General features: G+C 69.4%; 24 protein-coding genes and 4 pseudogenes. 15 read left to right on the forward strand and 13 right to left on the reverse strand.

What is annotated here, in order from left to right; all coding sequences use genetic code 11:
• Positions 1 to 144 precede the first annotated feature (144 nt).
• The 3 genes from ACZ5SK_RS44385 to ACZ5SK_RS44395 form a co-directional block, all read right to left on the reverse strand.
• On the reverse strand, positions 145 to 744 hold the full coding sequence (locus tag ACZ5SK_RS44385; protein WP_468577778.1) for a hypothetical protein: 600 nt from the start codon (positions 742 to 744) through the stop codon (positions 145 to 147).
• A 42-nt stretch (positions 745 to 786) separates the two neighbouring features.
• Complete coding sequence (locus ACZ5SK_RS44390) at positions 787 to 1,098, reverse strand: recombinase family protein (protein WP_468577780.1); 312 nt, start codon at positions 1,096 to 1,098, stop codon at positions 787 to 789.
• A 162-nt stretch (positions 1,099 to 1,260) separates the two neighbouring features.
• Positions 1,261 to 2,208 carry an NmrA family NAD(P)-binding protein gene (locus tag ACZ5SK_RS44395; RefSeq protein ID WP_361710764.1) on the reverse strand — a complete coding sequence of 316 codons (948 nt, stop codon included), beginning with the start codon at positions 2,206 to 2,208 and terminating at the stop codon, positions 1,261 to 1,263.
• A 106-nt stretch (positions 2,209 to 2,314) separates the two neighbouring features.
• Here ACZ5SK_RS44395 and ACZ5SK_RS44400 point away from each other — a divergent pair, with 106 nt between their 5' ends.
• A complete protein-coding gene (locus ACZ5SK_RS44400) occupies positions 2,315 to 2,887 on the forward strand; it encodes a TetR/AcrR family transcriptional regulator (RefSeq protein ID WP_361710766.1) in 573 nt (190 codons plus the stop codon).
• Between the two features lie 201 nt (positions 2,888 to 3,088).
• On the opposite strand, the gene ACZ5SK_RS44405 is transcribed toward ACZ5SK_RS44400, so the two are convergent.
• From ACZ5SK_RS44405 to ACZ5SK_RS44420, 4 genes are all read right to left on the reverse strand, one after another.
• Positions 3,089 to 3,646 (reverse strand): Tn3 family transposase, encoded by a 558-nt coding sequence (locus ACZ5SK_RS44405; RefSeq protein ID WP_457495843.1) that lies wholly within the window; start codon positions 3,644 to 3,646, stop codon positions 3,089 to 3,091.
• Positions 3,546 to 4,691: a Tn3 family transposase gene (locus tag ACZ5SK_RS44410; protein ID WP_457495844.1), complete on the reverse strand. Its 1,146-nt coding sequence runs from the start codon at positions 4,689 to 4,691 to the stop codon at positions 3,546 to 3,548. Before ACZ5SK_RS44410 ends, ACZ5SK_RS44405 begins: the two co-directional genes overlap by 101 nt.
• Positions 4,664 to 5,329, reverse strand: a complete 666-nt coding sequence (locus tag ACZ5SK_RS44415) for a DUF4158 domain-containing protein (protein WP_468577783.1) — start codon at positions 5,327 to 5,329, stop codon at positions 4,664 to 4,666. The genes ACZ5SK_RS44410 and ACZ5SK_RS44415 overlap by 28 nt, the downstream gene beginning before the upstream one ends.
• A 65-nt stretch (positions 5,330 to 5,394) precedes the next feature.
• Complete coding sequence (locus ACZ5SK_RS44420; protein WP_361709839.1) at positions 5,395 to 6,255, reverse strand: MBL fold metallo-hydrolase; 861 nt, start codon at positions 6,253 to 6,255, stop codon at positions 5,395 to 5,397.
• A gap of 305 nt (positions 6,256 to 6,560) precedes the next feature.
• Here ACZ5SK_RS44420 and ACZ5SK_RS44425 point away from each other — a divergent pair, with 305 nt between their 5' ends.
• Positions 6,561 to 7,187 carry a CGNR zinc finger domain-containing protein gene (locus ACZ5SK_RS44425; protein ID WP_361709836.1) on the forward strand — a complete coding sequence of 209 codons (627 nt, stop codon included), beginning with the start codon at positions 6,561 to 6,563 and terminating at the stop codon, positions 7,185 to 7,187.
• 347 nt (positions 7,188 to 7,534) lie between these two features.
• Here the strand turns inward: ACZ5SK_RS44425 and ACZ5SK_RS44430 are convergent, their stop codons facing one another.
• The gene (locus tag ACZ5SK_RS44430; protein WP_334575064.1) at positions 7,535 to 7,993 is read right to left on the reverse strand and encodes a winged helix-turn-helix transcriptional regulator; all 459 of its coding nucleotides are present in this window, start codon (positions 7,991 to 7,993) and stop codon (positions 7,535 to 7,537) included.
• Between the two features lie 79 nt (positions 7,994 to 8,072).
• Between ACZ5SK_RS44430 and ACZ5SK_RS44435 the strand changes: the two are divergent.
• The 8 genes and pseudogenes from ACZ5SK_RS44435 to ACZ5SK_RS44470 all read left to right on the forward strand — a co-directional run.
• A pseudogene (locus ACZ5SK_RS44435) lies at positions 8,073 to 8,762 on the forward strand (SDR family oxidoreductase); the annotation flags it as partial.
• Positions 8,763 to 8,795: 33 nt separating this feature from the next.
• Positions 8,796 to 9,095: pseudogene (locus tag ACZ5SK_RS44440) on the forward strand (DUF1330 domain-containing protein); the annotation flags it as partial.
• Positions 9,096 to 9,203: 108 nt separating this feature from the next.
• Positions 9,204 to 9,644, forward strand: a complete 441-nt coding sequence (locus ACZ5SK_RS44445) for a hypothetical protein (protein WP_361709833.1) — start codon at positions 9,204 to 9,206, stop codon at positions 9,642 to 9,644.
• Positions 9,641 to 11,002, forward strand: coding sequence for a hypothetical protein (locus tag ACZ5SK_RS44450; protein ID WP_361709830.1), 1,362 nt, complete (start codon positions 9,641 to 9,643; stop codon positions 11,000 to 11,002). The genes ACZ5SK_RS44445 and ACZ5SK_RS44450 overlap by 4 nt, the downstream gene beginning before the upstream one ends.
• A gap of 20 nt (positions 11,003 to 11,022) precedes the next feature.
• Entirely contained in the window at positions 11,023 to 11,841 is an 819-nt protein-coding gene (locus ACZ5SK_RS44455) for a hypothetical protein (RefSeq protein ID WP_457495848.1), read from the forward strand.
• Between the two features lie 346 nt (positions 11,842 to 12,187).
• Positions 12,188 to 12,481 (forward strand): hypothetical protein, encoded by a 294-nt coding sequence (locus ACZ5SK_RS44460; RefSeq protein ID WP_361709823.1) that lies wholly within the window; start codon positions 12,188 to 12,190, stop codon positions 12,479 to 12,481.
• Positions 12,478 to 13,167, forward strand: coding sequence for a hypothetical protein (locus ACZ5SK_RS44465; protein WP_361709820.1), 690 nt, complete (start codon positions 12,478 to 12,480; stop codon positions 13,165 to 13,167). Before ACZ5SK_RS44460 ends, ACZ5SK_RS44465 begins: the two co-directional genes overlap by 4 nt.
• Positions 13,128 to 13,367 (forward strand): annotated as a pseudogene (locus ACZ5SK_RS44470) (MFS transporter); the annotation flags it as partial. The gene ACZ5SK_RS44465 and the pseudogene ACZ5SK_RS44470, both read left to right, overlap by 40 nt.
• A gap of 47 nt (positions 13,368 to 13,414) precedes the next feature.
• Here the strand turns inward: ACZ5SK_RS44470 and ACZ5SK_RS44475 are convergent.
• Positions 13,415 to 13,864 carry a hypothetical protein gene (locus ACZ5SK_RS44475; RefSeq protein ID WP_457495849.1) on the reverse strand — a complete coding sequence of 150 codons (450 nt, stop codon included), beginning with the start codon at positions 13,862 to 13,864 and terminating at the stop codon, positions 13,415 to 13,417.
• Between the two features lie 50 nt (positions 13,865 to 13,914).
• Positions 13,915 to 14,634: an SDR family NAD(P)-dependent oxidoreductase gene (locus tag ACZ5SK_RS44480; protein WP_457495850.1), complete on the reverse strand. Its 720-nt coding sequence runs from the start codon at positions 14,632 to 14,634 to the stop codon at positions 13,915 to 13,917.
• An 88-nt stretch (positions 14,635 to 14,722) separates the two neighbouring features.
• On the opposite strand from ACZ5SK_RS44480, the gene ACZ5SK_RS44485 reads away from it, so the two are divergent.
• Positions 14,723 to 15,331, forward strand: a complete 609-nt coding sequence (locus ACZ5SK_RS44485; protein ID WP_361709814.1) for a TetR/AcrR family transcriptional regulator — start codon at positions 14,723 to 14,725, stop codon at positions 15,329 to 15,331.
• A gap of 254 nt (positions 15,332 to 15,585) precedes the next feature.
• Here the strand turns inward: ACZ5SK_RS44485 and ACZ5SK_RS44490 are convergent.
• Both ACZ5SK_RS44490 and ACZ5SK_RS44495 read right to left on the reverse strand, forming a co-directional pair.
• A pseudogene (locus ACZ5SK_RS44490) lies at positions 15,586 to 15,723 on the reverse strand (transcriptional regulator); the annotation flags it as partial.
• Between the two features lie 332 nt (positions 15,724 to 16,055).
• Positions 16,056 to 16,646 carry a TetR/AcrR family transcriptional regulator gene (locus ACZ5SK_RS44495; protein WP_334575083.1) on the reverse strand — a complete coding sequence of 197 codons (591 nt, stop codon included), beginning with the start codon at positions 16,644 to 16,646 and terminating at the stop codon, positions 16,056 to 16,058.
• 73 nt (positions 16,647 to 16,719) lie between these two features.
• Between ACZ5SK_RS44495 and ACZ5SK_RS44500 the strand changes: the two genes are divergently transcribed.
• From ACZ5SK_RS44500 to ACZ5SK_RS44515, 4 genes are read left to right on the forward strand one after another with little or no spacing between them, the layout of a single operon-like run.
• Entirely contained in the window at positions 16,720 to 17,559 is an 840-nt protein-coding gene (locus ACZ5SK_RS44500; RefSeq protein ID WP_334575084.1) for an SDR family NAD(P)-dependent oxidoreductase, read from the forward strand.
• Positions 17,556 to 17,768, forward strand: coding sequence for a hypothetical protein (locus tag ACZ5SK_RS44505; protein WP_334575085.1), 213 nt, complete (start codon positions 17,556 to 17,558; stop codon positions 17,766 to 17,768). The genes ACZ5SK_RS44500 and ACZ5SK_RS44505 overlap by 4 nt, the downstream gene beginning before the upstream one ends.
• Entirely contained in the window at positions 17,761 to 17,928 is a 168-nt protein-coding gene (locus tag ACZ5SK_RS44510) for a hypothetical protein (RefSeq protein ID WP_334575086.1), read from the forward strand. Before ACZ5SK_RS44505 ends, ACZ5SK_RS44510 begins: the two co-directional genes overlap by 8 nt.
• Positions 17,889 to 18,611 carry an NAD(P)H-binding protein gene (locus ACZ5SK_RS44515; protein ID WP_334575088.1) on the forward strand — a complete coding sequence of 241 codons (723 nt, stop codon included), beginning with the start codon at positions 17,889 to 17,891 and terminating at the stop codon, positions 18,609 to 18,611. Before ACZ5SK_RS44510 ends, ACZ5SK_RS44515 begins: the two co-directional genes overlap by 40 nt.
• A gap of 113 nt (positions 18,612 to 18,724) precedes the next feature.
• On the opposite strand, the gene ACZ5SK_RS44520 is transcribed toward ACZ5SK_RS44515, so the two are convergent.
• Entirely contained in the window at positions 18,725 to 19,624 is a 900-nt protein-coding gene (locus tag ACZ5SK_RS44520; protein ID WP_361709808.1) for a LysR family transcriptional regulator, read from the reverse strand.
• Positions 19,625 to 19,658 lie beyond the last annotated feature (34 nt).

Genomic DNA, 19,658 nt, shown 5'->3' on the forward strand with positions numbered 1-19,658 from the left:
CCAACCGAACCCACGGATCTACCCACCTGAAGCAGACCGGCGGACCCGTGGGTTCAAGCTGAAGGACCTTCGGCTTCCTTGAACCCACGGGGATCCTGGGGTATCGCCGAGGTGAGCCCAAAAGGGGCCATGGGATGATCTTGGTTACTGCCCGAGGTTGCTGACGCGGTTCGCGTACTCGCGGCGGGCCTTGCGCTGGGCTGGGACCGCCAGGGTGCCGTCGAGGGGCTGGCATCGGGCGAGGAATTGGCGGTGGACCGCGGGCACGGCGGTGACGCGCAGGGTGTAGCCCTGCCCTCGCCGTACGGTGACGCCCTGGTCGAGCGCGGCCCGCTCTACATCCCCCAGGTCGCCAGCGCGGAGGAAGTCGGCGACCTTGCCCGGCATGTCGAGGACGACCGGCAGCTCCGGGGCTGGAGCGCCCGGGTCGGCGGCCGTGTACTCGGGCAGGAGGTCCGCGACGGCGGTACGGATGGCACCGCGGCTGACCTCCTGGTCGCGGGCGAGTGCGGCTATCGAGCGACCTTCCAGGTACGCGGCACGCACGTCGTCGGTCCTCGCGGCGACGACGGCCGGGCGGCGCCCACCCTTGTTGCCCTTGGCCTCGGCGGCGCGCAGTCCGTCGTACGTCAGCTCGCGCTGGAGGCCTCGCTGGAGTTCGCCGGCAGCGGCGAGGGTCTGCACCATGAACTTCACGGTGGACAGCAGCTCGCCGGTGCGCGGCTGGCGGGCGGTGAGGTCCATCGCGGAGAACGCGCCGTCGTGGATACGCAGGGCGAGGCGGCCCTAGTGCAGGAGGTCGAGCACGTCCAGGATGTGCCCGGTGCCGCGGACGAGGCGGAACATCTCGGAGATGTGCACGGTGTCGCCCGGCCGCGCGTAGGTGAGCAGCTCGCGGAACTTCGGCCGCTGGAGGGGATGGAGGCGGCTGGAAGTGCCCGGGTCCTCTTCGAAGACGACCGGGCCCTCGATCCCGGCCTCCTCCAGGACGAGGTTCTGCCGGGCCGTTGACTGCCGGTCGGTCGAGACCGCTTGTAGACCAGGTTCGCGACCGAGGGGCCCCTTCCGTACGGAGGAATGGACCCTATCTGTCGTCAAACCCTGTCAGCAATCGCCATCGGATCTGATTGGATTCGAGCCGCCGCGAACCCCCGGATTGCACGGGTTCATTGGACGCGTCGGCTGCCTGTCGGCAAACGATTGTTTGCCGACAGGCCGAGCACCCACCGGGAGGGCAACGCCGTCCGTAGCGGGCGGAGGTCAGGGGGTTGGGCGCAGGTGGTGGCGGGTCCAGGTTTCGAATGAGGTGAGGGGGATGCCCAGGGCCGTGGCGTACTGCGGTCGGGCCGGCTGGCCCGTCACGTTCAGGCGGTCGTGCGAGGCCCCCATGGGGGGCATGCCCGCAGCGAGCGCCTCGGCCTCCGTCATGTCCGGCGCGCTCAGCGGCACCCCCAGCACCCGCGAGAGCACATCGGCGATCTGCGTCATTGTCAGGTAGTCGCTCGCGAGCTCCAGCTCGACGCGGTGGAACCGATCCGGGTCGGCGACCGCCGCGGCCGCCGCCGCGCCGATGTCGTCCACCGCGGCGAGGGACAGGTGCGTCGTGGGCTTGAGGACGCTCACCACGCCGCCCGCCATCCCGCGAGGGAACAGGAACGCCATGGACGGGCGGAAGTTGTCCATGAAGAACCCCGGCTTGAGCAGCGTCCAGTGCGGGAAGCCGGCCTCGCGGACCCGGTCCTGGATCGCGGTCTTGGCCCCCAGCGTGGCCTCCGACGACGCCCACCGGCCCTCGGCCCAGCCGGGCTCCTCTACGTGCTGGCCGGCGCCGCTCACCGAGGTGTGCACGAACTGCGGCACCCCTGCGGCCAGCGCCCCCTCGATGAGGTTGACGCCCTGTCGTACCTCCCCCTCGAAGTCGAAGCCCGTCCCCGTGAATTGGGGCATCTGAACGGAGAAGACCGCCCTGGCCCCCTCCGCGGCGCGCTTGACGGACTCGCGGTCGTGGAGATCGCCGGTGACCAGTTCCGCGCCGAGCGCCTCCACGGCCTTCGCGCGGTCGGTCGCCGGGTCGCGCACCAGGGCCCGTACGGGAATCCCCGCCGCGAGCAGTGCGCGGGCCGTGGCACCGCCCTGCCTGCCGGTGGCGCCGGTAACCAGGACCGGCGCCTGTACCGATCCTGGGGCTGCGCCTGAGTCTGTGGGCATACGGGTGCTCCTCCGAGGCGTTGCGGCAAAAACGGCGGGGCCCGCCGTTTCCTCTCGACTAAGATACGGCGGGGCACGCCATTTAACAAAGGACGAGGTGAACTCCATGGCAGAACGCCAGCGCGCAGACGCCAGACGCAACTACGCGCGCATTCTCACCGTGGCCGAGGAAGAGGTCGCCGCCCACGGGGCCGACGCGTCCCTGGAGCAGATCGCCCGTACGGCGGGGGTTGGGTCCGCGACCGTGCGCCGGCACTTCCCGACGCGCCGCGCACTGCTCGAAGCGGTGTCGCACAAGCGGATCGCCGCACTGAGCGTCCGCGCGCAGGAGCTGACCGGCGAGGGCGACAGCCGGGACGCGCTGCTGGAGTGGCTGGGAGAGGTCGTCGCCTACTGCGTGGCCGCCAGCGGGCTGGCGGCGGCGCTGTCCTACGACGGGTCCGCGCCCGACTCCGTGCACGAGAACTCGTGCTCGGCCGCGCTGGAGCAGGCGGGGGTCCCGCTGCTGCGGCGAGCCGTGCGGGACGGCGCGGTGACGGCACAGGTCACGGTCGCCGACCTGATCACTCTCGCCGTCGGCATCGTCCTGGCCACGGAGCACCACCGCGACCCCGCCGCCGAGGCGGACCGGCTGTTCCGGCTGGCCGTGGAGGGGCTGAGTCCCTCGGGGAGGTCCTAGAGGTTCCCCATCGGCTCGTTGTCGATCTTCACGGGTGTCCCCCCAGATGCGCAGCACCTCGTAGTCGGTGAACTCGTGGACCAGGTGGTAGGCCATGGTCGGGCGAGGGCCCCGGCGCTGCCAGGTCTGGCCGGTACAGGCACCGGCCCGCCGTCACGAGGTTGTTCATCGTCTCGCCGTTCGCTCCGGCCGCGCCCGGCATCAGGCCGCCTTGCCGAGGCCAGCGGCGGTCAGGTCCTGCTCGCGCAGCGGGGTGAAGTCGACGTCGAGTTTCGGGTCGTAGGCGTCGGGCTGGATGCCGAGCTCGTGCGTGGAGTACTGGCCGAACCGGTTGATGTGCTCGGTCAGGTACGGCGAGATGTGGGCCAGGTCCTCCGGGTCGATCTCCCAGCCCTCTTCCAGCAGCTGGCGGACGATCTCCGCGATGTCCAGGGCGTTGTGGAAGATCACCGCGTTCGTGAGCAGAGCGTTGAACTTCATCGCCTTCTCCTGCTCGACGGGGTCGTTGTCGGCGATTACGCCGCGGTTGCCGAAGCCGATCCACTGGGAGAACCGGTTGAACGACTCGACCTTGTTCGTCGCCGCGGTCACCCGCCGGCGCAGCGGGGCGTCGGTGATATAGCGCAGGAGCTGGACGGTGCGGATGACTCGGCCGACCTCACGGAAGGCGGCGTAGGTGGCGTTCTTCTTGGAGCCCGAGCGCAGCCGCTTGAGCAGCGTGGAGGAGGAGATCGCGCCCTCGCGCACGGAGACGGCCACCCGCATCAGGTGACGGAACTGGGACTCGAATCAGGTCGAAGTCGATCGCGTTCTTGCCCGCCTCGCCGAACAGGGCGTCGATGTGCACGTACTCCGTGGTCTTGCTGGGCCGGTAGAACGTCATGCCCTTCCAGTTCCTGATCCTGGGCATCAAGTCGAAGCCCAGCAAGTGGGCGAGCGCAAAGACCGGCTGGGACTGGCCCTGGGTATCCGCGTGCACCGTGGTCGGCTGCACCTCACTGGTGTTCTTCAGCAGGCCCTCGATGATGTAGACGGCCTCCCACACCCCGCACGGGATGAAGTGCGTGAACAGCGCGATGTAGGTGTCCGAGACGTGGTGGTAGGCGATGCCGCCCGGCTTGCGGGCCCTGGCCAGGGCAAGGACAGCCGGGGAGACCCGGCCCTCCAGCCGCCGCGCGACCTCGTCGGCGGGCGCCGCCTCGTCCAGGCCCTCCAGAGCCGCCCGGACCTCGGCGGTCATCGCCTTGGCCTTCTCCAGCGCCTCCTGAGCGGGACCGCCCTCGTCGATGCTCTTGAGCACGGTGCGGTAGTTCCCGATCAGGGCCTCTACGATCTCCCGCTCGGCCAGCCGGATCTCCTCCAGCTCCGACTTGGCCTTCTTGGTCTTCATCGCCACGCGCTTGCAGAACATCGTCGCCAGGTCGTCGCGGACCCGCATCTGCGCCTTGTGCGTCAGACACGCAACCAGCGCGAGGCGCTTGACGGGCTGGTAGTCCCGCAGCTCCGCCACGTCGGCCGCGTCCGCCTCCCCGGCGAAGTCGGTGATCTTCCCGGCCGCGATGCCGTCCATCCACAGGCCCGTGTCGCCGAGCCCGTCCACCCATTCCAGCCGCTTGGCCAGGTTCTTGAAGTGTGACCAGGTCGGGCCCTGAGCGGGCTTCTTCAGCCGGTTGTACAGCGTCGTGCCGTCGCTCTCGCGCTCCTCCAGCAGCCGCAGCACCCCCGCCCGCTCCGGCGCGCTCATCCGGTCGTGGATGCCCGCGCAGATCGAGGCGTTCACCTCCTTGCGGTCGGTCGAGGCCATCGCGTCGAAGGTGGAGAACGCCGGCAGCTCCAGCCGGCCTCCACCACCTTCTCCAGCGCGATGTTGATCAGGTCCGCCGGCCGGTTCTTCGACGCGGCCTCCCTGCGGATCGACTCCTCGGCGATCCGCCCGGCCCTGCCCTGGTCGTAGGCCACACCGACCCGCTGCCGTACCAGGCCCCGGTGGTTCTTCATCGTCTTCGCCGCCCGGTACACCGGCAGCGTGCCCTCCGGCAGCTCCACCGCCCGCCGCACGAACTCCGCCACCGCCTCCGGGATGTCCTCCGCCCTCGGGAAGCACCCCATCCGCTGATACGACTCCAGCGTCAGCAGCCAGGCCAGCAAATGCTCATCACTGTCCGTACGGTCAGCGGCCCACTGTTGGCCCCTTTTGGGCTCACCTCGGCGATACCCCCTGCTGGACGCCGCCGGGGGCGATGAGCTTCCTCGGGTGGCGGGCTGGCGTAAGCCACGCTGGTGCGACGCGCTGGCCAGAGCGGCCGCCGCCGGGTCCGACTCGGCCGCCACCGCGCACTGGGCGGAGCTGGCCGAGTCCTGTGCCGGGCAGCTCCCGTCGCCCGGCCGACGGGCCTTCGCGCATCGGGCGCGCATGTGGGACCACGTCGCACGAGGCGACATCGACAGCGCCCTGCACAGCGCGCGGGAAGCCGATGCCGTCTGCCCTGACTGGCCGGTGTTGGCTGTCAGTTGCCGAACAGCTGCAGGGCGCTGAGCCAGATTGCCCAGGGGTTCACGCGCTCGGGGTAGCGCTGCTTCATCGCGTTGAAGAATTCCGCGGGGTTCGTGGACTGCTCGAGGACGACGGCGCCGGCGTCGAGATAGCGCCGCGTTTCGTCGATGTCCGATGCGGGATTTCCGCGTTGGGTGTCCTTGTGACCGGCCACCACGAACCGTGGCTTCAAGGCAGCGACCTTGTCGAGGGCCCGGTGCCACGCGTCCAGGCCGCCGTCTCGGCCTTCTCCGAGGTACTGGTGGAAGTTGTTGTAGACGACATCACCGGCTATGACCAGGTCCAGTGAGGGCACGTGCAGCACGCTGGTGTCGTCGGTGTCGGAGTGGCCGACCTCGTGCGCGACGAGCTCGTGCCCGTCGAGGAGCAGCCCGCCGGCGGGGAACACGGAGCCCTGGACAGTCAACGGAGGCTCGGGAAGGGCGTCGCCGAAGATGTCCCTGTACACGCCGGCCAGCACTCCGCCAGGTGTCTGGCGGGCGATGCCCGCGAGCACCGCGTCGCTCGCGACAACCGTCACGTCGGGGAACCGGCGGAGCAGGTAATTCGTGGTCGCGAAGTGGTCGAAGTGCGCGTGGGTCACATAGATGTAGCGCAGAGCCACATCATGGCTTTCCACCCATTTGATGAGCGTGTCGGCCTGCCCGCGTGTGACCGGCGGGTCGGTCAGCAGCGCCTCGTTCTTCCCGTAGATGAGCGCGTGCGACATCGATGACCACAGCGACGGCCCGTCGTCCGGCCGTGGCGGAGCCGCAACCGTGACCGGCTCCATGTCCGAGACGAAGACCTCATAGCGAAGATCGGTGCCGCTCATCGGATTTCCGCCCGTCCGCCTGCCGCCGCGAGGCTCTCCCGCCGCGGGAAATGCTTGCCGTACGCGGTGCCGGCGACGTGCATCGCAACACCGTCCTGGACCACACCGCTCGCTGCGGATGCGGGCGCATTGGCCGTCCGCCCCAGGCCGGGATTCCCTCTCTCCGGGTGAGTGATCACAGTCAATCCTCTCCATCGTTGTGACATAAGCATATGGCTGACACTTCTGTCAATGCAAGGGCGGAGCTCCCTGTCTTCGTAAAGAAGTCGTCGGCGTGGCGCATGCAAAATGCGTACACTTGTGTCATGGAGAAGTACGGGAAGGGCGATCCCGACGTCGGCGCCGCGCATGCGGGCAGCGACGGCAATAGTCGCTTCGGCGTCGCGGTGGCGCCTGGTGAGCTGCGGATCGTTCAGGACCTGCTGAACACCGCTTCCATCCGGGGGGCCGGTGGCGATGTTCCGGACCTCCTGGACGCGCCGGATAGCGCGGCGCGGTGGCTGGATGCCTACGGAGTCGCGGGCGACAGCCCGGGCATGGGCGATCTCCGCGCGCTGCGTGACGCGATACGGCGGTCGTTGGCCGAGCGCGACCACGGACCGGATCGCGACGACGGCGCCAGGCCGGCAGCCGTCGAATCAGTCGCCCGCGTTCGCCTCGAAGCAGACGGAACCGTGAGACTCGTGCCGGGCTCGGTAGGCATTCCCGCGCTCGGCCAACGGGTGCTCCTCGCGATCTACGACGCCCAACTCGCTGGAACGTGGCGTCGCTTGAAACTGTGCCGTAATCCGCTGTGCGCGGTGGCCTTCTGGGACAGCTCCCGCAACACCAGCGGTGTCTGGCACGACGTGCGCACCTGCGGCAACGTCGCCAACCTGCGGAAATCGCGTGCGCGGCGGGGGCGACCGGGCCGGAACCTCCCGACTGGTTGACCGGACCAGTGGGTGGGTGGGGCAGGTTCCGGGCGGCGGGCGAGGGGTGTCGGCGACGCTCCTGCCACGGGATGACGGTGTGCATCACGTGCAAGATCCCGAACAGGCAAAAGGGCGCGGCAGGTAAGCGGAATCAACCGTGCGCCCCCTCGCAAAGACCGGTCAAGGAGGCGCAGCTGGGGTATCCGCAGCGGACGCCGTACAGGGGCGGTGTTGCGGGAACAGTGGCCGGCCAGCCATCACGGGCGGCCGCCCGCTCCGGATTGCACGGAGCCTGCAAGGCCTGGCGGCGTTCGTTCCCGGCCGGTCGTTGAGCCTGGGAGGGTCGCGCGGAACTGGGAGGGGCGCTACTTCCGGCTTGGGAAGATGGCGGTCGGGATCAGTGCCACGGAGCTTTCGTCGACTTCGTTTCCGTCATCGTCGATGAACCCGACGTGCACCGGTCGTTCGGAACCCTCGACCTGGCGCAGGATGCTCGGCCCGTCCGGCCACGGCAGGTGCTTGTCGCCCCATTGCTGTAGAGCGAGCAGGACGACGAGGAGTTCCCGGCCCGCATCCGTGAGCACGTACGAGAAGCGAGCCCGCTCTCCTGGTTCCCGGTAGGGCACCTTCCCCATCACGCCGTATGTGACCAGCGTGTTCAGGCGTTCGGTGAGAACGTCCGGCGCCACACCGAGCCCGCTGCGGAACTCCGAGAATCGGCTCGACCCCGCCACGGCCTCGCGCAGGATCAGAAACGTCCAGCGCTCGCCCAGCACGCCCAGGCTGCGGGCGATGGCGCAGCTGTCATTCGGAATCTTGCCCATGCTGCAAGCCTACCCTGGGTTGCTTCTTCCAACCCAGAGGGTCTAGGTTGGAAAAACCTATCCAGCAGGGAGTTGTGCCATGCAGATCGAAGGACAGACCGCACTGGTCACCGGGGCGAACCGTGGCCTGGGCCGTCACCTGGCGAAGCAGTTGCGCGACCGCGGCGCGACCGTCTACGCAGCCGCCCGCAATCCCGCAGCCGTCGACCTCGACGGCGTGAAGCCGATCGCCCTCGACGTGACCGACCCCGCCTCCATCGCCGCAGCGGCAGAGGCGACCGGCGACGTGTCGATCCTGGTCAACAACGCCGGTTCGGCCACCTCCGCGTCGCTGCTGACGGGCGACCTGGCGGACATCCGCCTGGAGATCGACACCCACTACCTCGGCACCTTGGCGGTCACCCGGGCATTCGCCCCCCAGCTCGGCGCTCACGACAGCAGCGCGGTGCTGAACATCCTGTCGGTCGCCTCCTGGGTCAACTTCCCCGACTTCGGTGCCTATAGCGTCGCCAAGTCGGCCGCCTGGTCCATGACGAACGGGCTGCGCCAGGAACTCGCCCCGCAGGGCACCCAGGTCTCGGCGCTGCACGTCGGGTACATGGACACCGACATGTCCGCCGGCGTCGACGCGCCGAAGGCCGACCCCGCCGACATCGCACGCATCGCCCTCGACGGTGTCGCCGCCGGCACCCCTGAGATCGTCGCCGACGAGACGAGCAGGACCGTGCTCGCGGGTCTGTCCGGAGGCGTCGGCGCGCTCTACCCGCAGTTCGGGACGGGGAATCGCACGCCCGCTTACGTCGTCGTCAACTTCGATGTGCTCGACCAGGAGGCCGGCGCGGCCTACGCGGCCGTGGCCCAGCAGTCCATCCGCAACCACGGCGGCCACTACCTGGTCGGGGGACCCACACCCAAGCCCGTCGAAGGCACCTGGGACTCCTCCGGGTTCGTGATCATCGAGTTTCCCGACATGGACACGATCCGGGAGTGGTACGACTCCGCCGAGTACCGGCGGGCCCGGGAGATACGAGAAGGCAAGGCCCGGGTGACCATGCTGTTCGCCGAGGGCGCACCGCCTGAGGGCCTCTCCCGCCCCGCCTAGCCCTGCCACTGGACCGGAGAGCACTGCCGGGAAGGGCTCAAGGTGTCCGACGCGGTGCACGCCGAGGGTTGATTCGCCAAGATCGACCGCCTATCGGGCCCTACCCGCGTGTACACGTCCGGGCTGACGGCCGCCAGGCCGTCCCTGAACCAGTGGGGCCTGCCGATGACGGTCTCCGGGTGGAAGCAGGTCTTCGCCGATGCCAACGACCGGTGCCGTGCCCGAGGCGTCGGCGTTGCGGCGACGCCGCACATGCTGCGCCATTCCTACGCGGTGACCACGCTGGAGCTGTTGTGGCGGGGACATCCGCAGGCACTGGGCGAGATGAACGCGCAGCAGCGGCTGACGTATCAGCGGGTGTTCGGGGACCCGTTGAACTGGGTGCGGATCAGGCTGGGTCACAGGTCGGCGACCACCACGGCGATCTACCTGCACACTCTGCAGGAGCTGGAGATGCGTACGCGCCTGGAGCTGGTGCCGGAAGGGGCGTCGGAGCCGGCGGGCTTCAGCGAGGAGGGCTGGCTGGAGCGGTCGGCGGTGGCCGCGTGAGCAAGGATTCGCCGCGCGCGGGCCGTGGGCGTGCGGCGGCTGTACCCGAGGGGCTCTATCAGCCGCCACCGGCGGTGGAGGTTCCCGAGGACGGGGGATCGCCGGTAGCGCGATTCATCGGGGAGGACGGGCGCGAGTGCGTGTTCCGGTTCGAGGAGTTGCCGCTGCCGGGGATGCGCTTGGACTTCGCGCACGCGCTGGGGGTGCGGATCGGGCCTGGTGGCGGGTGCCGGACGCAGCGGGCGGCGAGCGGCCAGTGGCAGTCGATCAAACGGTTCCTCCTGCTCCTGGACCGCCTTCCTGTTCCGCCGCAACGGGTGGAGGACCTGCGGGCGCGTCACCTGGAGCGGTATCTGATGTCACGGCGGGAGACGTGCTCGGAGAAGTCTGCTCGCAGAGACCTCCAGGGGTTGCTGCGGATCGTGCGCGCCTTGCCTGGCCAGGACCGTCTGGAGCGGGCGGCAGCGGACTACGCCGGGCAGCGCGGCCACGGGGTGGATGCCCGGCAGGAGATGCGTCCGGGGTACTCGGACCGCGAGTTCCAGACCGTCATGGCCGCCGCCCGGTCGGACGTGGCGGCCATCCGTGACCGGATCTCGGCGGCCGAGAGCCTGCTGCGGCGTTTCCTCGACGCTCCCGATTCCCTGACTCCCGCCGAACGTGAGCAGGGCGTACGGCTGGAAGCGATGGCGCGTACGGGCCGGGTCCAGGTGGACTACCGAGGGCTTTCGGCGGGCGAGTATCCGGCGGCCTGCTACGCGCAGGCGCGGCAGCTGTTCGTCATCGACCCGGACCTCGCCCCGCTGTTGATCTACGCGGCAGGGCTGAGCGGCAGGAACCCGGAGACGCTCAAGGAACTGCCGGCCGAGCACCGGCTGCTGGAGGAGCGGGCTGTCTCGGTGACGCTGACCAAGCGCCGCCGGGGCAAGGCCAATTCCCGGGCGACCGTGCACTGGAGTGTCGATCCGGACCGGGATCTGAGGACGATGGGCGGCTTCTACCTGCTGCTGCACCGGATGACGGCGCGCAGTCGCGCGTTCTCCCATACCGCCGCGGTGTGGTCGATCTGGGCGGGCAGCGGTCGTGGCGGCGCCCGGCATGCCGCGACCGCACCCTGCGGGAGCTCGACGGTGAGGACCTGGACGACTATCACCGCGAGATCACGGCGCTTCGGCTGTCCGGCGGTGCCACCCGATGCAACCGGCGAGCAGTGCGGATGTTCTGGGCCTACAGGAACGTCCTGCCTGACCACCTCGGGCAGGACCCGCTGCGACGGCCCCTGTGGCAAGCATGGGGACGCGTTCACCGCCGCGCCGGCGGAGAGAATCTCACCGACCGCATCCCCGAGCAGGTCGTAGCACCGCTGCTGAGCTGGGCGATGCGCTGGGTCGACGACTTCGCCGACGATGTCCTGGCTGCCCGCGCAGAGCGTGACGCCATCGATGCCCGGCCGCCCGCCGACCCCGACCTGCCCACCGCGCCGGCGGAACTGCTGGACGCCTTCCGCCGCCGTCAGCGCCCCCTACCAGCGGCGCCCGCACGCCTGGCCTCCGCCCGCCGAGGTAAGCCCTTCCCCAGCACAAGCTACCTGGCTCGGCTTCTGGGCTGTCCCGTTCACCGCCTGGACGAGGCCCGGCCCCGACAGATGATCGCGGAGGCCGCCGACGACGTCGGAGTCGACACGGACTGCCCGCTCGCGCACGCTCCCCAGGGGCAGCTGGAGGGCCGGCCGTGGCTGGAGCGCATCTCGTACTACGACGTCGCCCGCATGGAGCGGCTGCTTCTGGTGTCCTGCTGGATCGTGATCGCCTACCTCTCCGGCATGCGCGACTCCGAGATCAAGCACCTCCAGCGCGGATGCCTGAGCGTCCAGCAGACACCGGACGGGCATGTCTACCGGCATCGGCTTGGCAGCCTCGCCTTCAAGGACGAAGACATCCACGGCGCGGAGGCCACCTGGACCGTCACCGCCCCCGTCGCCCGGGCCATCGCCGTCCTCGAACGCTTCCAGCCCCAGGACCAGCCCTACTTGCTCGCCCCCGCACCCAGCACCCGCCGCCGCAGCACATTCCCGGTGCCCAACAGCAACACCACCAACAAGGACATCGCCTTCCTGATCTCCTGGATCACCGCCTACTGCGGCGACCGCAGCCGCCCAGACGGGATCCCCTGGAACGGGGCCAGCTGTCTCGGCTGACCACGCGCCAGTTCCGGCGGACCCTGGCCTGGTTCATCGCCCGCCGCCCCGGCGGCGCCATCGCGGGAGCCCTGCAATACCGCCACCAGTGCATTCAGATGTTCGAGGGCTACGCCGGCACCAGCGACTCCGGCTTCCGCGATGAGGTCGAAGCCGAGCAAGCCCTCGCCCGTGGCCAGCTCCTCGCCGAGATGGGCGCCGACGAAGACCGCCCAACGCTGACTGGGCCAGCCGGCGCCGAGGCCGAAGCCCGGCTCGCCGAGTTCGCCCGGACACCGCCTTCGACGGCCAGGTCGTCACTGACGAAGCCCGCCTGCGCCGCATTGTGGCCCGCCACGACCCGCACGTGTACCTGGGGACCTTCGTCACCTGCGTCTACAACCCCGACCGCGCCCTGTGCCGCACTCCCGACGCCCCCGGCGACGGCCGGCCCGTCCTGGCCGACTGCCAGCCCCTGGCCTGCCGAAACACCGCCCTCACACCTGCCAACCGCCAGGCGCTGAACGGCCACCTGACCAAGCTGGAGGAGGCCCTGGCCAACCGCGATCACCTCGTCCCCTATGTCTGCCATCGCCTGGAGGAACAGCACCGGGAAACGGCCGCGTTCCTCGCTCGCCACGGCCCGGAGCCCGCCGAGTGAAACGTGCCCTGCCCGACGCCGACACCGTCAAGGCCGCCATCGACACCGTCCTCGAAGAAGCAGCCACCAGAGGACACCGCCCGACCGTCACCGCTGTCGAGCGGCACCTCGGCATCCCCCACGCCACCTTCCACCGCCACTACGCCGACCTGATCGACACCCGCTTCCGGCCCCACATCCCTGCGACCGCCCCACCGGTGGTCCAAGCAGAGTCCTCCGGGGCCGACGAGCGGCGGGAGGCGAATCTGGCCCGGCTGCGAAAGGAGAACACCGAGTTGCGCCGCACCCTCACCCTCTACGAGGAAGCCATCCGTAAACTCGCCCTCGAAAACGAGGCCCTGCGCACCGGCGCCACCGTCATCCCCCTCCAAGCCCGATTCCGGCGCACCTCGCAGCCCCTCCTGAACCGGGACCCATGGGAGGGCAAGGCTCAGCGTGCACGCCAGGGCGTGGTCCGCTCCCGTCGGGTGATCGTCGCCGCCCGGGGCCGCACCGCCATCCCCTCGGACGGTGGTGCACCGGCAAGAGCGACGGCAACGCTGACCGATCGGGGACCTGACGGGATGACGAATGTGTCCATCGCTGCCTGCCTGGACGAGGACTTCGCTCGCCGCCGCAATCACCGCGGCCGCGGCGCCTGCCGCGGCTGGGCTGGAACCTGCGCCTCGTCTCCGGCACCGCGATGATCACCGATGCCGTGCCGCTGGCCACCCGCGCCAAGAACCAGGGCATGGCCGACGTCTCCATCGCCATCGCCGACTCCACCGGGGGCTTCAGCTCCAGCCTCGTCGTCTCCGCCTCCGGCTACCCCGTCCTCGCCCTCACCGGCGGCATCCTCACTCTCGCCGTCCTCCCCGCGATCGCCACCAGTGCGAGCAGCCGGTGACCTGGCCTGCCCCATCGGGGAAGCCGGCCGCTGCCACGCCGGTGCGGTCACTTCCAGGCGCTGTTCGATGGCGCCGTCGCTGTTGGCTCCGTCTCTTGGGCGGCCGCTTGCTTGTGCTCGATGAGGGCCGTGGTACCGGCTACCACCGCAGAAAGAGCCACGGCGGCGGACAGCATGGCCGAGGTACGGCTGACGTCGCGCCGCAGGCCCGCAGCCAGGAAAGCGGCGGCATCGACCGAGTCCATGACGATGTTCACCGCAAGAAACTGCTGCTGCTGGGGTCGGGTGAAACTGTCCAAACGTTGCAGTCCAAGCCCGAGAGCAGCGTTGCGGATCGCGAACATCCGCGAATAGGGGATCGCGGGGGTACCGCTAGCCGTGAGCTGGAAAACCCGCGCGGCCAGCCGCGGGGTGAACAAGTGGGTGGCCGCGACGATGAAGCGCCCGGTCGTCAGCGCTCTGCGGGAAGGAACCAGGTGGAGGGGGAATTTGGACATGGAGAATCCTTTCAATCCGGAACGGGCCGGTCAGCTGTGTTTCATGGGGTTCAGAGCTCGGCGACGACGCGTCGCAGTGTGCCCGGCGCGATGCGCAGCATGGCGGGCATGACTTTCGTCTGACCGGGGAATGCCATGTTCCGCCTGCGCCGAAGAGCCTTCATCGTGACCGCCGCCACCTGCTCGGGAGTCAGTTTCTTCCCCGTGGCTTCGGCGTTCATGGGCGTGTCCGTGGACGGTGGGAGGACCTCGAGGACATGGGTGCCCTGCGGGGCGAGTTGACGGCGCAAGCCATCCGCAAAGCCGTGCAGGCCGGCCTTCACCGCGCCGTGGGTAGGCGCGCGAGTAGGCGAGACCAAAGCGAACCCCGAGGTGATGAACACGATCGCGTCGGGCTCTGGCCACCGCTCGAGCACTTCACCCGTCAAGTGGATGGGGGCACTGAGGTTCAACGCCACCTCGTCATCGAGAGTCGCGTTGGGGTTCTTGCCGGCGGCATAGTCCCGTTCCTCGAACGTACCGGCGTTGTTCACCAACACGTCCAGACGCCCGAAGCGATCAGCGATTGCTTGCAGCAACGCTGCCCGATCAGCTGCGTCCGTCACATCGGCCCGCACGGCCAGCGCCTGCGGGTGTACCTGCGTGAATCGGTCAAGCGCAGCCTGCGAACGTCCGCAGACGACGACGGACGCCCCGAGCTCCACGAAGGACTGCGCGAGGCTCAAGCCGATGCCTGAGGTTCCGCCAGTGATGAGTACGGTCTGTGACATGATGTCACCCTTCGTTATAGCGTACCGATTGGTACGAAACACGTTAGCACATCCGTACCGATCGGTACCGAAGGGGTAGGATGAAGAAATGCCCTCGACGACACCGTCCCCTCCTGGCAGGCCTCGCGCGTTCGACATCGACGAGGCACTCGATCGTGCAGTCCTGGTGTTCTGGTCAAAGGGGTTCGAGGGCGCCAGCCTTGACGACCTCACCGAAGCGATGGGTATCAGCCGTCCCAGCCTGTACAGGGCGTTCGGCAGCAAAGAAGACCTCTTCTACAAGGCGCTGGAGCGCTACACCGAGGGCTTGACCGCCTACTTCGCCCGAGCTCTGGCAGAGCCCACAAGTCGAGGAGTGGCTACGGCTGTGCTCCACGGGACGGTCGAGGCGGCAACCATGCCGGGACTCCCCACGGGCTGTCTTGGCGTGCTGGGTGCGTTGGCTACCGGGGATGAGAGCCGCCCGGTCCGAGACGCACTCATCGCATGGCGTGAGGATGGGATAGCCCACTTGACGCGCCGGTTTCAACAGGCGGTGGACGCCGGTGACCTTCCGCCTTCCACAGATCCTCATCTGCTTGCGCTCTACCTGAGAACAGTCGCCAACGGGATCGCCGTCCAGGCCGCGAGTGGTAGTTCCCGCCCTGAGCTGCTGCAAGTCGCGAACCTCGCGTTGGGCAGCTGGCCAAAGCCGTAGTCAGCTGGTTAGCCCGGGACCTGATGTCGACGCGGCAGACGTGCGCGGAGAAGTCAGCCCGCCGGAACCTGTACGAGGAGGCCATCCGCCGGCCGGCCCTCGAAACGACGCCCTGCGCAGCGGCGGCACCGTTCTTCCACTGCCACCCGCAGCACGCCCGCGCCGTCCTGAAGCCGAACCGGCCCCGGAGGCGTCTGGCGTGCGAAGGAACGCTGGGCGTGGCGCGCAGCCAACTATCGATGATCAACTGTTCATCAAGCCGTGCGTGCCGGCGGCATCCCGGCTCCCGCCCTTGTCGCGTCGGTGCCCCAGCTGGCCAGCAGTCGGAGTGCCTCCGCCGACGGGGAACCGGGTTCGGCGCAGTGCGTCGCCAGCGTCTGTTCGTGGTCGTTGGCCCGACGGCCATCGGGAACTCGTCGACGACCAGAACGTGGCGCGGGATCTTGCAGTACGCGAGTTTCCCGGTGGCGTAAGCGCGGAGAGTCCCGGTCGTCACCTCACCGGCGCCGCCGCAAAGCCTGCCCCAGGCGCAGCGTTCTTCGCTCACCCTTGTGCGCAGGCGGTCAGTGACCAGTGCGTGTAAGCGGGGACGTCGGGGCCAGTGGCGAATCGCCTTGCCGGGGCGCGGGTTACTGCCGCACGGCGCACGCACGTCGGGCGGCCGGCCTCGCCCGGCTCGGCCGTGGCCTGCCGGCGAGCGTGGTGGAGTTGGATGCGGCCGGTTTCAGGTGGGGCGGCGGATGGCCTGTACGGCGGTGTCGTAGAGGTCGAACATGTCGGTCTGTCCGCCCAGGCGTACCCATTCCTCGTTGGCTGCCTGCAGGCAGATGATCGCTGCGGCTGCGATCGCGCGGGCTTGCAGGGTGCGGCGGTCGGAGTCGGGCAGTCTCGGCTCGATCAGCGGTGCGAACAGGTCTTGCCAGCGGGCCTGCTTCTCGGCGTGTCCGGCGCGGAGGGAATCGTTGCCGAACAGGAGCGTGATGAACTCCAGGCGCCCTTCGACTGTCATGTCGATCTCCTCGAGCACCTGGAACGCCGCGCGCAGCGCCGTCCAGGCATCCTCGTCGGCCGGGCGCTCGGCGAGGCGCGCGGCGATCAGTTCGCCCTGTTCGTCCAGGCCGCTGAGCGCGAGGTCTTCCTTGTTGCGGAAGTAATTGAACAGGGTCCGCCGGGAGACGCCCGCGGCTGCGGCGACCTCATCGAGGGTCGTGTCGTCGTAGCCCTTGGCGGCGAACAGCTCGATAGCCGTCCGCGCCAGCAGTGATCGGACCACGGAGCGGGTTTGTTCCCGGATAGGTGTCGGTTTCTGCGCCATGCACCGATGGTACGTCGCATCACTCGATGCAGATAATTGCACTCAGTGCAAAAGCGTGCGTAGAGTGAATGTCATGAGCGAAATCGACTACCACCGCCAGACCGTCATCGTCACCGGCGCCAGTTCCGGCCTCGGCGCCGAATTCGCCCGCCAGCTGGCCCGCCGCGGCGCGAACCTCGTGCTGGTGGCCCGCCGGGCGGACCGGCTTGAGAGCCTGGCCGCCGAACTCACCCGCGCCCACGGCGTCACGGTGACCGCCGTCGCCCGCGACCTCGGCCTGCCCGACGCCGGCCGCACGCTGCGCGCCGAACTCGAGTCCCGCGGCATCGACGCCACCGGACTGGTCAACAACGCCGGCTTCGGCACCCACGACGCGTTCACCGACGAGGATCCCGACCGCCTGCAAAGCATGATCGCGCTGAACGTCAGCGCGCTGGTCGACCTCAGCCGCGCCTACATCGACCCGCTGTCCTCCGCCGACACCGGCGTCCTGATCAACGTCGCGAGCCTGCTGGGCTTCCAGCCGACTCCCTACCTGAGCGTCTACGGCGCCACCAAGGCATTCGTCCTCAGCTTCACCGAATCGCTGTGGGAGGAGACCCGCGGCACCGGCCTGCGCGTCCTGGCCGTGTGCCCCGGCGCCACCCGGACCGAGTTCTACGACGTCGCCGGCAGCCAGTCCGCCGACTACGGCACGAAGCGGGCCACCCCCGAGCAGGTCGTGAAGGTTGCCCTCGACACGCTCGACCGCCGATCCGCGCCCCCGTCGGTGATCACCAACGGCCGGTCGCTCGCCCTCGCCGGCAAGCTCCTGCCGCGCCGCTCGATGGTCCGGCTCATGGGCTGGATGGCCCGCCGCCAGCGCCCGCAGCACTTCGTCGCCCGCACAAACAGCCAAGGAACGCCGTCATGACCGTCACCGACGTCACCAGACAGCCCACCGACGCGGAGCGCTTCCATCACATCCTCCAAGCTCAGCGCGCCGCCTACCTCCGCGACGGAGCGCCCTCCCTGGTGCTCACCCCGAGCGGCAACGTCGAGCACCAAAACGCACTACCACCCATGCAGCGGCCAGGGCCTGGCCGAGGCGAACACCTCCGGAAGGAAGCCACCGATGGCTGATCACGACCTCGTTCTCGTCACCGGCGCAGGCGGCATGGGCCGCCTCGTCACCGAGCGGCTGCGCGCGCAGAACGTGCCGGTCCGCGTCCTGATCCGCCGCGAGGACGCCACGCGGCCGAGGTGCGGGCATGGGGCGCCGAGGTCGTCACCGGGGACCTGACCCGGCCCGAAACGGTGGCGGCCGCGCTCGACGGCGTCCGCCGGACGTACTTCGGGCTCAGTGTGTCCCCGGACCACCTGCTAGCGGCGACCGTCATGGCCACGGTCGCGAAGGCACACGGCGAACTCGACGTGCTGGTGGACATGTCGCAGATGACGGTGTCGCAGATGACCGCCACCAGCACCGCGGAATCCCACCAGCAGCGGCTGCACTGGCTGGCGGAGCAGGTGCTGGACTGGTCGGGCCTGCCCGTAGTGCACGTGCGCCCGACGACGTTCCTCGACAATCCGCTGTTCACCGCCCTCGCGGCGCGGTCGATCCGCGAGAACGGCACGCTGGCGCTGACGGGGCTGCACACGGTCAGGGTGCCCGTCGACGGTCCGCACGGCAGCCGGATCGTCATCACCTCCAGAGCCCACCGGCCTGTGCTCACCGACGCCCGGCTTTGGGACGCGGAAGGGCTCCGGGAGTTGTGGCAGCACCTGCGTCTTTCACGTCCACCACGTCCTGTCCGTCCTGCTCATCGCGCTCGGCTGCATCGCGTACATCGCCCTGATAGTGAACCTGCCCTTCCTCCTGTGACCGACCCCAGACCCGTTGCGCAGGCGGCACTGTCACGGGCGGCCAAGGAAGACCGGATTCGTCAACGCCGCCATCACCCCCGGCAGCCGCCAGCGGTTTGACGAGGGCAAGGGGTGGGCTGTGGTGGTTGAACGCCTCGCTGACGCGTTCAGATCTCACAGCAGGGCTTTGGGCACTGGCTGCCCGCTGCCCACTGCCCACTGCCCGCTGCCCGTCAAATGGCGGAGCCGGCGGCCCGCAGCTCTCGCACCAGAGCGCGCACGACGGCGGAGCCGGCGAGCTCCGGGGTGGTCACATAGCCGATACGGCGCGTCGGGCGCTCCGGACCGAGATCGGTGATCTCGATCGAGTCCGGTGCTCCGACCAGGGAGAGCGCGGGCATGATCGCCATTCCGTGCCCCCCGCTCACGAGCGAGAGCACTGCTCCGTCGTCCTCGGCCTCGATCATGGCCCTCGGGATCCAGTCCTGCGCGCCCCACCAGGCGCGGGTGTACGAGCCGCAGTTCTCGACCCAGTCGACCAACGGCAGCGAGCACGGAGCCGGGTGTCCGGCCGGATGCACCAGGGAGTAGCTCTCTTCGAAGAGTCCGCTCGCCAGCAGCCCCGCCGGCAGCCGCGCTGCGTCCAATGTGGCAATGGCGAGATCCGACCGCCCGTCGGCCACCTCGCCCGCCGTGCCGCGCCCGAGCTCACGGACGATCCGTACCTGCGGCTCGATCCCGGGATACCGCGCGCGCAGCCGCTGCAGGACGGGCGGCAGCAGGTGCAGCGCTGTGCTGCGGAAGGCCGCGATCCGCAGCGGGCCCTCCGGCCCCTGCGTCGCCTCGGACGGGGCGGCTTGCCGCGCCTCGGCGACGAGCACGTCCAGCAGCCGCAGGATACGGCGCGCATGCGCCACAGCCTTCTCCCCCGCCGGAGTGGGTCTCGCACCGCTGCGGCCGCGTTCGAACAGAACGGCGCCGATCTTACGTTCGCTGCCGCGCACCGAGTGGGAGATCGCGGACTGTGTGAGGCCGAGCGTTTCGGCCCCGGCCGAGAAGCCACCGGCGTCCGCAACCGCCACCAGGATGCGCAGTTCGTGCGGAGCGAGATCGGTGTCGGTCGTGCCGGCCACAGGGCGCTCACCTCAGGGTATGAGAACTACTCAT

This window comes from Streptomyces sp. NPDC031474, from assembly GCF_055581185.1.